Origin of the sequence: Actinomycetospora callitridis (assembly GCF_028737265.1) — a bacterium.
In the GTDB taxonomy this organism is placed as follows: domain Bacteria; phylum Actinomycetota; class Actinomycetes; order Mycobacteriales; family Pseudonocardiaceae; genus Actinomycetospora; species Actinomycetospora callitridis.
This window is the reverse complement of the sequence record NZ_JAQZAK010000001.1, coordinates 421,451-435,073: the sequence shown is the minus strand read 5'-3', so window position 1 is coordinate 435,073 and position 13,623 is coordinate 421,451. Positions and strand designations below refer to the sequence as shown.

At 75.8% G+C, this 13,623-nt stretch carries 13 protein-coding genes; 8 read left to right on the top strand and 5 right to left on the bottom strand.

Translation table 11 applies throughout. The features are described 5' to 3' along the window. Positions 1 to 76: 76 nt before the first annotated feature. Positions 77 to 469: an FmdB family zinc ribbon protein gene (locus PH191_RS02150; protein WP_274192986.1), complete on the top strand. Its 393-nt coding sequence runs from the start codon at positions 77 to 79 to the stop codon at positions 467 to 469. Positions 470 to 686: 217 nt separating this feature from the next. Here the strand turns inward: PH191_RS02150 and PH191_RS02145 are convergent, their stop codons facing one another. Then, on the bottom strand, positions 687 to 1,589 hold the full coding sequence (locus PH191_RS02145) for a DMT family transporter (RefSeq protein ID WP_274192985.1): 903 nt from the start codon (positions 1,587 to 1,589) through the stop codon (positions 687 to 689). Positions 1,590 to 1,820: 231 nt separating this feature from the next. On the opposite strand from PH191_RS02145, the gene PH191_RS02140 reads away from it, so the two are divergent. Then, on the top strand, positions 1,821 to 2,477 hold the full coding sequence (locus tag PH191_RS02140; RefSeq protein WP_274192984.1) for an SAF domain-containing protein: 657 nt from the start codon (positions 1,821 to 1,823) through the stop codon (positions 2,475 to 2,477). Positions 2,478 to 2,676: 199 nt separating this feature from the next. Here PH191_RS02140 and PH191_RS02135 read toward each other — a convergent pair whose 3' ends face one another. After that, on the bottom strand, positions 2,677 to 3,195 hold the full coding sequence (locus PH191_RS02135) for a MogA/MoaB family molybdenum cofactor biosynthesis protein (protein ID WP_274192983.1): 519 nt from the start codon (positions 3,193 to 3,195) through the stop codon (positions 2,677 to 2,679). 59 nt (positions 3,196 to 3,254) lie between these two features. Between PH191_RS02135 and PH191_RS02130 the strand changes: the two genes are divergently transcribed. Next, positions 3,255 to 4,313, top strand: a complete 1,059-nt coding sequence (locus tag PH191_RS02130) for an NAD-dependent epimerase/dehydratase family protein (protein ID WP_274192982.1) — start codon at positions 3,255 to 3,257, stop codon at positions 4,311 to 4,313. 78 nt (positions 4,314 to 4,391) lie between these two features. On the opposite strand, the gene PH191_RS02125 is transcribed toward PH191_RS02130, so the two are convergent. After that, positions 4,392 to 5,771: a hypothetical protein gene (locus PH191_RS02125; RefSeq protein ID WP_274193655.1), complete on the bottom strand. Its 1,380-nt coding sequence runs from the start codon at positions 5,769 to 5,771 to the stop codon at positions 4,392 to 4,394. A gap of 170 nt (positions 5,772 to 5,941) precedes the next feature. On the opposite strand from PH191_RS02125, the gene PH191_RS02120 reads away from it, so the two are divergent. The 3 genes from PH191_RS02120 (at position 5,942) to PH191_RS02110 (ending at position 8,117) form a co-directional block, all read left to right on the top strand. After that, positions 5,942 to 6,634 (top strand): glycosyltransferase family 2 protein, encoded by a 693-nt coding sequence (locus PH191_RS02120; RefSeq protein WP_274193654.1) that lies wholly within the window; start codon positions 5,942 to 5,944, stop codon positions 6,632 to 6,634. 65 nt (positions 6,635 to 6,699) lie between these two features. Next, positions 6,700 to 7,398 carry a TIGR04282 family arsenosugar biosynthesis glycosyltransferase gene (locus tag PH191_RS02115; protein ID WP_274192981.1) on the top strand — a complete coding sequence of 233 codons (699 nt, stop codon included), beginning with the start codon at positions 6,700 to 6,702 and terminating at the stop codon, positions 7,396 to 7,398. Further along, complete coding sequence (locus PH191_RS02110) at positions 7,395 to 8,117, top strand: class I SAM-dependent methyltransferase (RefSeq protein WP_420791736.1); 723 nt, start codon at positions 7,395 to 7,397, stop codon at positions 8,115 to 8,117. Before PH191_RS02115 ends, PH191_RS02110 begins: the two co-directional genes overlap by 4 nt. 22 nt (positions 8,118 to 8,139) lie before the next feature. Here PH191_RS02110 and PH191_RS02105 read toward each other — a convergent pair whose 3' ends face one another. Next, on the bottom strand, positions 8,140 to 9,822 hold the full coding sequence (locus PH191_RS02105) for a trypsin-like peptidase domain-containing protein (RefSeq protein WP_274192979.1): 1,683 nt from the start codon (positions 9,820 to 9,822) through the stop codon (positions 8,140 to 8,142). Between the two features lie 74 nt (positions 9,823 to 9,896). On the opposite strand from PH191_RS02105, the gene PH191_RS02100 reads away from it, so the two are divergent. Beyond that, on the top strand, positions 9,897 to 11,438 hold the full coding sequence (locus PH191_RS02100) for a HAMP domain-containing sensor histidine kinase (protein ID WP_274192978.1): 1,542 nt from the start codon (positions 9,897 to 9,899) through the stop codon (positions 11,436 to 11,438). Positions 11,439 to 11,482: 44 nt separating this feature from the next. Here PH191_RS02100 and PH191_RS02095 read toward each other — a convergent pair whose 3' ends face one another. Further along, positions 11,483 to 12,184 carry a response regulator transcription factor gene (locus PH191_RS02095; protein WP_274192977.1) on the bottom strand — a complete coding sequence of 234 codons (702 nt, stop codon included), beginning with the start codon at positions 12,182 to 12,184 and terminating at the stop codon, positions 11,483 to 11,485. A 300-nt stretch (positions 12,185 to 12,484) separates the two neighbouring features. Between PH191_RS02095 and PH191_RS02090 the strand changes: the two genes are divergently transcribed. Further along, positions 12,485 to 13,621 (top strand): L,D-transpeptidase, encoded by a 1,137-nt coding sequence (locus tag PH191_RS02090; protein ID WP_274192976.1) that lies wholly within the window; start codon positions 12,485 to 12,487, stop codon positions 13,619 to 13,621. Positions 13,622 to 13,623 lie beyond the last annotated feature (2 nt).

Sequence of the window (13,623 nt, the reverse complement as noted above, 5' to 3'; positions counted from 1 at the left end):
GCGAGTGCCATCTACACTGCGCGCGGACATCACCACCCCCGCCCGTCCGCGGGGGCGGACGAGAACGGGAGTGCACGTGCCGACCTACCCCTACGCCTGCACCGCTTGCGATCACCGCTTCGAGCAGGTCCAGGCGTTCTCCGACCCCTCGCTGACCGAGTGCCCCGTGTGCGGCGGACGTCTGCGCAAGGTGTTCTCGTCGGTCGGGATCGTCTTCAAGGGCAGCGGCTTCTACCGCAACGACGCCCGTGCCGGCTCCGGCGCGAACTCGGAGAAGGCCCCGGCGTCGGCGGAGTCCGGCTCGGGCGAGTCGAAGGGCTCGGGCGAGTCGACGAGCACCAAGACCGAGACGAAGAGCTCGTCGGACTCCGGCAGCAGCTCCGGCTCGAGCACCTCGAGCACCGCGTCGAGCTCGTCCGGGTCGTCGGGATCCTCGAGCTCGTCGGGATCGTCCGCGAAGTCGGCCTGAGGGCCTGGAACCTGCCCGGAGAGGGTCGAGGGGTGGTCCGGGACATCGGCCCCGAGCCGACGTCCCGGACCTGCCCGACGCCCACCCGCTCCCCAGCGGCCGGCATCGAGGTCCTCGCACCCTGTATGACGGCTCACACGCCCGGATGGTTCCCCTGATCGAGCAGGACCACCCTTTCGGGTGACAGCCGCGAGGTTTCAGGGCTGGTCCAGAAGGATCAGAGCGGTCGGCGACGGGACCCGGGGCTCGTCCCCGAGGTGTCCCGCGGACCGCCCTCCTGGGCCGCCAGCAGCGGCGAGCGCGACAACAGGAACACGCCCACCGTCATCAGGCCGGCCCCGACGAACCCGCCGAGCAGGGCCGCGCCGCCGTTGACCTCCTCGCCGAGCAGCCAGATGCCCCACGTCGACGAGAGCAGCGGGTTGCCGAGGATCAGGCCCGGCTGGGACGCGAGCAGACGCCCCGCCCGCAGCGCGTACTGGAGCGTCAGGAACGCCGCCGGCGCGACGGGCAGGAGCAGGTAGCTCTGCCAGGTCGTCAGCACCCCGCCGATCCCGCCGAGCGCCAGCGCCTCGGACATCGCCTTGACGATCACCGCCACGAAGCCCGAGCCGATGCCGGCGGCGATGCCGTACCAGGCGGCGCGGGCCACGGGACGCGACCGCTCGGCGATCGTGCTGGCCCCGCCCAGGAGGCCCAGGGTCACGATCGTGCCGAGGATCCACGTCACGGCCCCGGCGCCCAGGGCGTCGCCACCGCTGGGCTGCAGGCTGACGAGCAGGACGACGAGACCGATGGACATGATCGCCACGGCGATCCACTCGCGCCGCCGCAGCGCACCGCCGAGCACGAACCAACCGAGCAGCAGCGTGAACGGCAGCTCCATGACCAGCACGGGCTGCACCAGGGCGATCGACCCGAGGCTCAGCGCGACCGCCTGCAGCCCGACCGCGACGCAGAAGATCGAGGTCCCGACCAGCCACGCGGGCCGCTGGACCATGTCGCGCAGGGTGCCGGCGCTGATCCCGCGGGAACGGGCGCTGTCCTGCGCCGCCTTGCGCTGCAGGACGAGGGCCATCGCGTTGGCGATCGTGGCCAGGAGCACGAGCACCACGGCCATGCCAGCGCCCGCCTCTTCCCGCTCCCGGCCCCCCGTGGACGGGTCGCCCTCGGCCGCAAACTACCGCCCGGTCCGGTGCGCCCGCCGCGCCGGGCCGCTGGTCGGGATGATCACCGCACGGTCGACGGCCACGGGCGGTTGGTCCGGCCGCCGTCCCCATCGTCCGGATGCGTCCACAGGCCCACAGACAGGACTGGGTGTCCCGCGGGCGCCCGCCCTAGCGTCGGGACCGTGGCGGACGAGACCAGGCAGGGCCCTCGACGGTGGCGGCTGCCGCCGCCGGGGTGGCGACGGACCGTGGCGCTGCGGCGCGCCGCCGCCGGGCTGCTCGTGGTGCTCGCGCTCGGGCTCCTCGCGGCGCCGTCGGTCGCGCCGGCCGGCACGCCCGTGCTCGTCGCCGCCCGCGACCTCGCGCCGGGGGTCGCGCTCGGCCCCGCGGACGTGGCGGTGCGGCTGCTCCCGGGCGAGCTGGTGCCGGCCGGGGCGTTCGCCGAGCCGGGCGCGGTCGCCGGGCGTCAGGTGGTCGGCGGGGTCCGGGCCGGCGAGGCGCTGACCGACGTCCGGCTGCTGGGCCCGGTCGCCGCCGTCGCCGCGGCCGGGGTGCCCGACGCCGCCGGAGTACCGGTGCGCCTCGCCGACGCGGGCGTGGCCGCGCTGCTCACGCCGGGGACGCGCGTCGACCTCGTGGCGGCGGGCGCCGACGACGCCGGGGCCGTCGCGGCCGACCCCGCTCTCCTCGCCCCCGGCGCGGTGGTGCTCGCCGTGCTCCCCGCGCCCGAGCGCACGGCGGGCTCGGCGCCCGTGGTGGTGGTCGCCCTCCCGGCGGCGCTCGCCGCGCGGGTGGCGACGGTGTCGCTGCGGGAGGAGGTCACCGTGACCCTGCGATGAGGATCAGGGGCAGATGAGGATCAGGGCCGGTCGTGGTGCGGCGGGCGCTCGGCGTCGTAGCGGCGACGGTCGTCGTCGCCCGCCGGGACGTCCGAGGGGTCGCGCTCGTCGGTGGACGACACCGGGTCGTCGCCGAAGATCGCGGCCCGGCGGGCGGCGCGCCGCCGGGCCTCCTCCGCGTCCTCCCGCCCGCCGGAGCTCAGTGCTCTTCCATCCCCGAGAGCTCGGCGATCACGTGTGAGATCAGCGGCGTGAGCGTGGCCATGCCGTCGCGGACCGCCGCGCGCGACGACGCGAGGTTCACCACGAGGGTGCTGCCCGAGACACCGACCAGCCCGCGCGAGAGCCCGGCGTCGACGGCGCCGGCGGCGAGGCCGGACGCCCGGATGGCCTCGGCGATGCCGGGGATGGGGCGGTCGAGCACGCCGGCGGTCGCGTCGGAGGTCACCGCGCGCGGCGACACCCCGGTGCCGCCGACGGTGACGACGAGGTCGACACCGCCGATCACCGCGGTGTTGAGCGCGTTGCGGATGGCGACCGACTCCCCGGGCACCACGATCGTCCCGTCCACGACGAGCCCGGCCTCACCGAGGAGCTCGGTGACCAGCGGACCGATCGAGTCCGAGCTCTCCCCCCGGCTGACCCGGTCGTCGACGACGACGACGAGGGCTCGCCCCAGCAACTCCTCCGTGCCGCCGTGCAGCGGCTGGTTCTCCATGGCGCCCAACGTAGTAGGGGTGGATCCGGTGGCGCCGGGCGGTCGTTAGCGTTTCCGGGGTGCGCGTACTCCTGACGGGCGGTGCCGGGTTCATCGGCTCCCACATCGCCGATCTGCTGGTCGAGCGGGGTCACACCCCGGTGCTGCTCGACGCCCTGCTCCCCCAGGCGCACGCGGCGGGCAAGGCGCCCGCCTGGCTCGACCGCCACGAGGTCGTGCACGGCGACGTCCGCGACGCGGGCCTGCTCGACCGGCTGCTCCCCCAGGTCGACACCGTCTGCCACCAGGCCGCGATGGTCGGCCACGGCGTCGACCCCAACGACGGCCCGGACTTCACCGAGAACAACGACGTCGCGACGTCGGTCCTGCTCGCGGCCATGTTCCGGTCCGGGCACCGCGACCTCGTGATGGCGAGCTCGATGGTCGTCTACGGCGAGGGCCGCTACTCCTGCCCCGAGCACGGGGTCGTCCCGGCCCCCGCGCGCACCCAGGCCGACGTCGACGCGGGCCGCTACGACCTCCCGTGCCCGCACTGCGGCCGCGACCTCGGCGGTGAGCTGATCCCCGAGGACGCCCCGCTCGAGCCCCGCAGCACCTACGCCGCCACGAAGCTCGCCCAGGAGCACCTCGCCGTCGCGTGGGCGCGCGCCACCGGCGGGCGGGTGTGGGCGATGCGCTACCACAACGTCTACGGCCCGCGGATGCCGCAGAACACGCCCTACGCGGGCGTCGCGTCGATCTTCCGGTCGTCCCTCGAGCGCGGCGAGGCCCCCCGCGTGATGGAGGACGGCCGCCAGCGCCGGGACTTCGTGCACGTCGGCGACGTCGCCGAGGCCAACCTCGCCGCGTTGGAGACCCCCGCGGAGGAGGGACGCTGCGTCCCGCTCAACGTGTGCTCGGGCGAGGTGCGCACCATCGGCGACCTGGCGACGACGCTCGCCGCCGCCATGGACGGGCCGGCGCCGCAGGTGGTCGGCGGCGCGCGACCCGGCGACGTCCGCCACGTCACCGCCGACCCGGCCCGCGCCGCCGAGCTGCTCGGCTACCGCGCGGGCACCCGCTTCGCGGACGGGATCGCCGCCTTCGCCACGGACCCGCTGCGCGACGCCGTCGGCTGACCAGCGGCGCGCGAACGGGGACTTCGCGCGCGTAGAAGCAGCGAGATACCCGTTCGTTGCGAGGACCCGGCGAGCTAGCTACCAGACCGTCAGCAGCAGGTGGTTGATCGCGAGCGCCAGGGTGGCCTGGGCGAGCAGCCACCAGCGCGCCGACGGGCGCGGGAGCAGGGCGGCGAGGGGCACGATCCAGACCGCGAACGGCAGCCAGATCCGCTCGACCTCGGACTTCGAGAGCCCCGAGAGGTCGGCGACGGCGATGGCGATCAGCCCCGCCGCGGCGAGGGCCAGCAGGGCGTGCGGCACGGCGCGCGGACGCCACGCCGCGCGCCGCAGGCCCGCGACGACGGCCGGGCCGAGCACCAGCAGCAGCGCCGCGAGGTTGCCCCACGCCCAGTACTCGTACGGGCGCAGGAGTCCGTACTCGCCCTCCTGGTAGTACCGGACCGTCACCTGCTCGTAGCCCTCGTACCACCAGAAACCGGCGGCGGCGAAGGCGGCGACCACGGCCGCGGCGCCGATCCCACCGGTGATCAACGGGAGGATCCGGCGGCTCACCAGCGCGACGGCGACGGGCAGGAGCCCGGCGAGCACGAGCCCGTAGGAGAAGAAGAGCGAGAGCCCGAGGACGACGCCCGCGAGCAGGCACAGCGCGTGCCCCCCGAGACCGCGGCGCACCGCGCCGAGCGCGAGCAGCGCGACGCCCCAGGCCAGGATCGCCGCGAACATCCCGTCCGCCGAGACGCCCACCCACACCGCGCCCGGGAACAGGACGCCGAAGGGCAGGTAGGTGCGGGCGAGGTCGCGGTCGCCCAGCGCCGCGAGGGTGATCGCCACCGCGACCACCGCCGATGCCCCGATCGCCGCCGTGACGGCGCCGGCGTACTCGCCGCCCGGGAAGCCCGCGCGGTCGAGCAGGACGTAGAAGATCGTCGCCGCGGGCGGGTGACCCGACGCGTGCGTCACCAGCGTGTCCGGGGTCTGCCCCGCGATCCGCTCGGCGAACGTCTGCAGGAAGACCGCGATGTCCGGGGTGCGGGGGATCTCGGCGAGGTACTCGGTGGGCGTCGCCAGCCGTTCGGCGACCCCGACGAACCACCCGTCGATCGTCGCGAGGGCGAAGGTCCACGCCAGTGACGCGACGTAGGCCACGGCGAGGAGCGGGCCCCAGCGGCACGACCGGGCGACGGCGGGACCACCGAGCGCGACGACGAGGGCCACCAGGACCGCCGGGACGGTGCCCGGACCGACGTGCGGGAGCCACTGCGCCAGCAGCGGGGGCCAGCCGACGAGCACGGGCACGCCGGCGTCGACCAGGGCCCAGCCGACGAGCGCCGACGCCGTGACCAGCAGCGATGCCACGGCGACCGCCAGCAGGTCGCCGCGCAGGCGGAAGGGGCGGCGGGGCGTGGACGAGGGCTCGTCGGCGGCGCCGGGGCGGTCCCGCAACACGGTCGTCATCACCGGCGGACAGTACGGACGCGCGGTGACCCCCCGGTGAGGAGGGCCGCACGGGCGCCCCTGGTCACCCGTCCGGGGGCGGATGGTGTGGTCCCGATCGGTCGTGGGCGACCGGACCCCGAACGGCGGGCTCACCGGTGACCTCATAGCGTGACCGGGTGGATGGTCGCGTGGACGTGGTGCTGCCCTGTCTCGACGAGGTCGAAGCGCTGCCGGGGGTCCTCGCCGCCCTGCCCGAGGGGTTCGACGCGGTGGTCTGCGACAACGGCTCGACCGACGGCACCCCCGAGCTCGCCGAGCGCCTCGGCGCCCTCGTCGTCCGGGAGGCCCGCAAGGGCTACGGCGCGGCGGTGCACACCGGCCTGGAGGCGACGCGCACCGACGTGGTCGCCGTGATCGACGCCGACGGCTCCCTCGACCCGGCCGAGCTCCCGGCCATGGTGCGCCTGCTGCTCGACACCGACGCCGACCTCGTCGTCGGCCGCCGCGTCCCCTCGTCGCGCGGGGTCTGGCCCTGGCACGCGCGGGCCGGGAACCTCGTGCTCTCCGGCCTCATGCGGGCCCGCGGGGTGGGCGTGCGCGACATCGCCCCGATCCGCGTCGCCCGCCGGCAGGCCCTGCTCGACCTCGGGATCACCGACCGCGCCTTCGGCTATCCCCTCGAGCTGCTCATCCGTGCAGGCGCGGCCCGCTGGCGCATCCGCGAGGTCGACGTCGCCTACCGGCCGCGGGCGGGCGGGCGGTCGAAGGTCTCCGGCTCCGTGCGCGGCACCGTGCGCGCGGTGCGGGACATGGCCAAGGCCGTCGCTCGCACCCGTCCGGCGACCGCCGGGCGCATCGACGGCCGCAGCACCACCCGATGAGCGGGTCGGTCGAACCGATCACGAGCCCGCGCACGAACGCGCCCACCATGCGGACCACTGCGCCGGTGACGAGGGTCGTCCTCGTCCTCGCGAAGGCCCCTGTGGCCGGCCGGGCGAAGACCCGGCTCATCCCCGCGGCGACCCCGGCCGGTGCGGCCGGCATCGCCGCCGCGGCCCTGCTCGACACGCTCGACGCCGCCCGCTCGGTGCCCGACGCCCGCGTCGTCGTGGCCCTCGAGGGTGACGTCGCCCGGGCGGAGCGCCGCGCCGAGCTGGTCGACGCGCTGGCCGGCACCGTCGTCGTCCCCCAGCGCGGCGACACCCTGGGCGAGCGGATCACCGCGGCGCACGCCGACGTCGCCGAGCTCTTCCCCGCCGCGGTGAGCGTGCAGATCGGGATGGACACCCCCCAGGTGGACGCCGCGCTGCTCACCGATGCGCTCGACCTCGTCACCGCCGACGCGGACGCCGCCCTGGGCCTCGCCCTCGACGGCGGGTGGTGGGCCCTGGCCCTCGCCGAACCGCGCCGGGCCCGGCACATCGCCGACGTCCCCACCTCGCGGGACGACACCGGTGTGGCCACCCTCTCGGCGCTGCGCGCGGGCCACCCGGGGCTCTCACCCGCCCGGGTGCTCGAGCTGCCGCCGCTCTCGGACGTCGACACCCCTGACGACGCCGTCGCCGTCGCCGACCTCGTCCCCTCCGGCCGCTTCGCCCGTGCGGTCTCGGACCTGCTCCCCCTTTCCGGAGGCCTCCCACGATGACCCGCGTGACGTCCGCCCCCGACGAGGCCGCCCTGTTCCTCCAGGCGCGCCCGGCCGACGCGGGCTCGGTGTTCGACGCCGCCCTCGCGGGCCACTGCCAGCGCCTGGTGCGTGGCGACGGGGTCGTGCTGCCGCTCGCCGTCCAGCGCTGGCACGACGACGCCGACGACGACGACGCCTGGCTGCTCGGGCGGTGCACCGGCCCGACGCTCGACCTCGGCTGCGGCCCCGGCCGCCTGGTGGTGGCGCTCGCGGACCGCGGCGTGCCGGCCCTGGGTGTCGACGTGTCCGTGCAGGCCATCCAGCGCTGCCTCGAGCGCGGCGCCGCCGTGCTGCACCGCGACGCGTTCGAGCGCCTGCCGGGCGAGGGCCGCTGGCAGCACGTCGTGCTCGCCGACGGCAACATCGGCATCGGCGGGGACCCGGTCACATTGCTGCGCCGCTGCCGCGCCCTGCTCGCCGACGGCGGCAGCGTGCTGCTCGAGCTCGAGGCCGGTGCCGCCCTCTGGTGCGGCACGGCCTACCTGGAGACCACCGAGACGGCCGACACCTCGGCGGACCCGCTGACCGTCCTCGACCCCTTCGTCGACGGCGGCCCCTGGTTCCCCTGGGCCGTGCTCGGACCGCTCGCCGTGGACGACGTGGCGGCCGAGGCCGGCCTCGTCGTCGTCGCGCGCGCCGAGGGCGAGCGGTGCTTCGTGGAGCTCGTCCCCGCCTGACGTCGGGGCGGGCCGGCGGGCCTCAGCGCCCGCCGATCACCCGGCTCCCGAGCGTGACGGTGACCTGCCGCGGGGCCCCGCCGGGCGTCTGCAGGGCGAGGGTGACGGTCTGCCCCGGCGGCCGCGACTGGATCGCCGCGACGAACGCGTTGGCGTCCTCGATCACGCGGTTGTCCACGCCGACGACGACGTCGCCGGCGACGATGCCCGCCGTCTGGGCGGGCGATCCCGGCTGCACGTCGGCCATCGCGGCGCCGCGCGGCTGGGCGTCGGCCACCCCGACGCCGATGACGGCCTGGGTCGCCTGGCCGGTGTCGACGAGCTCGGTGGCCAGGCGGCGCGCCTGGTTGATCGGGATCGCGAACCCGAGGCCGATCGAGCCGGCCTCCTGGCCCGTGCCGCCCGTGACGCTGGCGATCGCGGTGTTGACCCCGATCACGCGGCCCTGATCGTCGACGAGCGGGCCGCCGGAGTTGCCGGGGTTGATCGCCGCGTCGGTCTGGATCGCGTCGAGGACGCTGCTCTGGCCCGAGCCGGAGCCGCCGGCCTGCACGGGGCGCTGGAGCGCACTGATGATGCCGGTGGTCACCGTGCCGGAGAGCCCCAGCGGGGAGCCGACCGCGATGACGGTCTGGCCCTGCGACAGCTCGTCGGAGTTGCCGAGGCTCGCGGCCCGCAGGTTGGTGACGCCGCTCGCCCGCACGACCGCGATGTCCGCCGCCGGTGCGGTGCCGACGATCTGGACGGGCGCGGCGCGGCCGTCGGAGAAGATCGCCTCCAGGCCACCGCCCTGGCCGGCCTGCAGGACGTGGTTGTTGGTCATGATCAGGCCGTCGGCCGAGAGCACGACCCCCGAGCCCTCGCCGGCCGCGCCACGGATCTGCACGGCGCTGGGCAGCACGTTGGCCGCCACCGCCTCGATCGACCCGGGCTCCGCGTCGGTGGGTCCCTCGTTCGGCACGGGCTCGTCGAGCGCGGTGCCCTGCGAGGAGCTCGACGAGCCGCCGATGCCGCCGATGGCCACGGCCGACAGGGCGCCGCCGATGAGGCCCGCGACCAGCGCCAGGGCGACCAGCGCGAGGGTCCCGGGCCGCCGCCGCGGCGGGGTGGGTCCGCCGCCCCCGGGGGCTCCGCCGCCGCCCCAGCCGCCGCCCGGGTCGCGGGGGTGCCCGCCGGGCGGGGTGGCGGGCCCGGCGCCCGTGGCGCCCCAGCCGTACCCACCGTGATCGGTCGGCGGGCCCTGGGCGGGGCCGCCGTAGCTCCCCTGTCCGCCGTAGCCACCCGGACCGTCGTAGGTGCCGACGGGCGCCTCGCGGGTCTGCGGCGCGGTCGCGGGGTAGGACGGCATCGGGCCGAAGGCCGTCGCACCGGCCGCACCGGCCGCGCCGGAGGGCCCGAGGCCCTGGGGCTGCTGGGTGACCTGGGTGGGCGCGCTGTAGGGCGAGGCACCGCCGGTGGCCTGTGTCCCGGGCTGGGTGTCGTACTCGCGGCCCGTGCCCTCGGCCCAGCGCACACCGCCGGGCCCGGCCGGGCGGCCGGCCGGGCCGTCACCGCCGTCGGGACCTGTGGCCGTCGGGCCCGTCGCTGTGGACGACGGCGTCGACGCGGGGCCCGTGGGAGCGGTGGACGTCGGTCCGGGCGGCACGTCGGATCCCGACGGGCCGGACCCTCCCGGGGCGGCGGACGCGGCGTCGTTCTCGCTCATCCCCCCAGCCTCTCGCACCGACCCCGTGCTTCGCCCACACGGGCGCCGTCGACCTCATGGGGGAAGCTGGTGGGGTGGAGCGTCTCGGAGCCGGCCCGACGAGCGGTGGCCGGACGACCCTCGAGGACCCGGCCCACACCTCGGCCGACGGGTCCGTGGCACCCACCGGTCCGCCCGGCGAGCGGCGCGACGACGAGGAGGAGGCCCCGCCCGGCCTCATCCGCCACGTCCTGCAGGGCATCCCGCTGCGCCGGCGGGTGGGCATCCTCGTCTCGGTCGGCGGCGGGCTGCTCGTCGCGCTGATCGCCGCCGCGGTGTTCTTCACCGCGCAGCGCGCGCTCTACGACCAGCTCGACGAGAGCCTGGTGCAGCGCGCGACGGTCGCGGCGTCCGGTGACCTCGCCGATCCGTCGCTGCTGCTGAGGGTCTCGTCCGACGCGCTCGCCGCCGGCGAGGTGCGGGTGGCGATCGTGACCGCCGGCGGCGAGTTCGTGACGCTGCGGGGCAGCAGCCCGCCCCTCGGCGCCGCCGAGGTGTCCGCCGCCCGCCAGAACCCGCCGACGTCGGTGCGCACCGGGGTGATCGACGGCGAGGTCTACCGGGTCGTCGCCGTCTACGCGGGCGAGGACCGGGCGCTCGTGCTGGCCCAGGAGCTCGACCCGACGCGGCGGACGCTGTCGAAGCTCGCCGTCGTGCTCCTCGTCGCCGGCGCCTCGGGCGTCCTGCTCGCCGCGCTGACCGGCGTGGCCATCGCCCGCGCCGGGCTCCGGCCCGTCGAGCGGCTGATCTCGGCGACCGAGCGCGTCGCCCGCACCGGCGACCTGCGTCCGATCCCGGTCACCGGAGGCGACGAGATCGCCCGCCTGACCAGCAGTTTCAATGCGATGCTCGCAGCGCTCTCGTCGTCCATCGACCGACAACGCCGGCTCGTGGCCGACGCCGGGCACGAGCTGCGCACGCCGCTGACCTCGCTGCGGACGAACCTCGAGCTGCTGATGGCGTCCGAGCAGGCGTCGCAGCGTCCCGACGCGCCCCGGCTCTCCGAGCAGGACCGCGCCGAGCTGCAGGCCGACCTGCGCGCGCAGGTCGATGAGCTCGCCAACCTCATCGGCGACGTCGTCGAGCTCGCCCGCGACGACCCGCCCGAGGTGGCCGCCGAGCCCCTCGACCTCGCCGACGTCGTGGAGCGCGCGCTCGACCGGGCCCGGCGCCGCGGCGTGGCCGAGAACGTGACCTTCGACGTCGACCTCGCGTCGTGCGAGGTCACCGGGGACGCCAACGCCCTCGAGCGCGCGGCCCTCAACCTGCTCGACAACGCCGCCAAGTGGAGCCCGCCGGGCGGAACGGTGCGGGTGACGCTGCGGGCCGGCGTCGCCCCGGAACGTCCCGGCACCGCGGTGCTCGAGGTGGCCGACGCGGGCCCCGGGATCGCCGACGAGGAGCTCGACCTGGTCTTCGAGCGCTTCTACCGCTCGCTGGACGCCCGCACGATGAGCGGCTCGGGGCTCGGGCTCTCGATCGTCGCCCAGGTCGCCGAGCGCCACCACGGCGGCGTCTCCGCCGGCCGCGCCCCCGAGGGCGGCGCGCTCCTGCGCTTCTGGATCCCGCGCAGCTGACGTGAGCGAAGTTCCCGGCCATAGCCGTGAACTTCGCTCACGGGTCAGGGCGGTGTCTCGCGCAGGACGTAGCCGACCCCGCGGACGGTGTGGATGAGGCGGGGCTCGGCCTCCGCCTCGGTCTTGCGGCGCAGGTAGCCGACGTAGACCTCGAGGGCGTTGCCGGTGGTCGGGAAGTCGTAGCCCCAGACGTCCTCGAGGATGCGGCTGCGCGTCAGAACGCGGCGCGGGTTGGCCATGAACAGCTCGAGCAGCGAGAACTCGGTGCGCGTGAGGCTGATCGGGCGCTCGCCGCGGCGGACCTCGCGGGTGACGGGGTCGAGCGAGAGGTCGGCGAAGCGCAGGGGCTCGGGGTCGGGAGTGCCCGGCTCGTCGGGCACCCGGCGACGCAGCAGCGCCCGCAGCCGGGCGAGGAGCTCCTCGAGCGCGAAGGGCTTGGCGAGGTAGTCGTCGGCGCCGGCGTCGAGGCCCGCCACGCGGTCGGAGACCGCCTCGCGGGCGGTGAGCACCAGCACGGGGATGTCGTCGCCGGCGTTGCGCAGCCGCCGGCACACCTCGAGGCCGTCGACCCGCGGCATCATCACGTCGAGCACGAGGGCGTCGGGGCGCTGGCCGTTCTCGCCGGACATGGCGTCCAGCGCCTGCTGCCCGTCCGCCGCGAGCTCGACCTGGTAGCCGTTGAAGGCGAGCGAGCGGCGCAGGGAGTCCCGCACGGCCCGGTCGTCGTCCGCGACGAGGATGCGCATGTCGGACAGTGTGACCGCACGGCCTGAGACAGCCCTGAGACGAGAGCATCAGACTCACCCGTTCGGCACAGTGTCCGGTCTGTCCGATCCGACACACGGTGACGCCACGCCGCGCAGCGGGACCGAGACCGATTCGACACCCGCGACACGCAACCCGCAGAGCGTCCCCGGCGTCTCGCTCGGATGAGGATGTCCGGGGAGAATCTCCCCGGAACGGGATTTGGGGGCGGTGTGGCGAGGACGGAGCGCGCTCGTGGAGCGCGGGGACATGGGCTCGATCGGGCGTCGACGGGACCGATCGTGGTCCTGCTGGCGTTGGTCGCCCTGCTGGGTGGCTGCGCCGGGGTGACGTCGGCCCCGCCGCCGCCCGTGCCCCCGGTCGCGCTCGCCGCCTCGGTGGCGCCGGGCGCGGTGGACGTCGCGCCCGCCGAGCCGCTCGTCGTGTCGGCGGCGGGCGGGCGGCTGACCTCGGTCACCGTCACGCCCGCGGGCGCGCCCGCCCTCACCGGCACCCTCGACCCGACCGGCACGCGCTGGACCAGCGCCACGCTGGCCTACGGCACCGAGTACCGGGTGCAGGCCGTCGGCGTCGACGAGCGCGGCGGCCCCGGCGCCCCGCTCGACCAGACCTTCCGCACGGTCGACCCCGAGCAGACGCTGGAGATCGCGAGCATCCGGCCCACCGACGGTCAGACCGTCGGCGTCGCCATGCCGATCTCGATCACCTTCGACGCGCCGGTCACCGACCGCGCGGCGGTCGAACGGCGCGTCTCGGTCGCCACCTCGGTGCCCACCGAGGGCTCCTTCCGGTGGATGTCCGACGAGCAGCTCAACTGGCGCCCGAAGGAGTACTGGCGCCCCGGCACGCAGGTCACCGTCGAGGCGCGCCTGTTCGGCGTCGACGGCGGCGAGGGCCTCTACGGCGCCGAGGACCGCTCGTTCTCCTTCACCGTCGGCCGCGACCAGCGCGCTCGCGGCGACGTGAACGCCCACACCCTCGTGCTCTACCAGGACGGGCAGGAGCTGCGGAGCCTGCCGGCGTCCTACGGCCGCGACATCTACCCGACGCAGTACGGCGTCCACGTCGCGTTCGAGAAGCACGAGGTCAAGCGGATGCGCTCGGACACGTGGGGCGGCCCGGGCGAGGGCCAGCCCGGGTTCTACGACCAGAACCTGCCGCTGGCCGTCCGCATCTCGAACAACGGCGAGTTCGTGCACGTCAACCCGGACTCGGTCAGCGCCCAGGGGCGCCGCAACGTCTCGCACGGCTGCGTCAACCTGTCCCCGGCCAACGGCGAGTTCTTCTACAACTGGGTGCAGATGGGCGACCCGGTGGAGATCGTCGGCTCCAGCCGCCCGCTGACCACCCGTGACGGGGACATCGCCGACTGGACGATCCCGTGGGAGGAGTACCGCCAGGGCTCGGCGCTGCCGTAGGC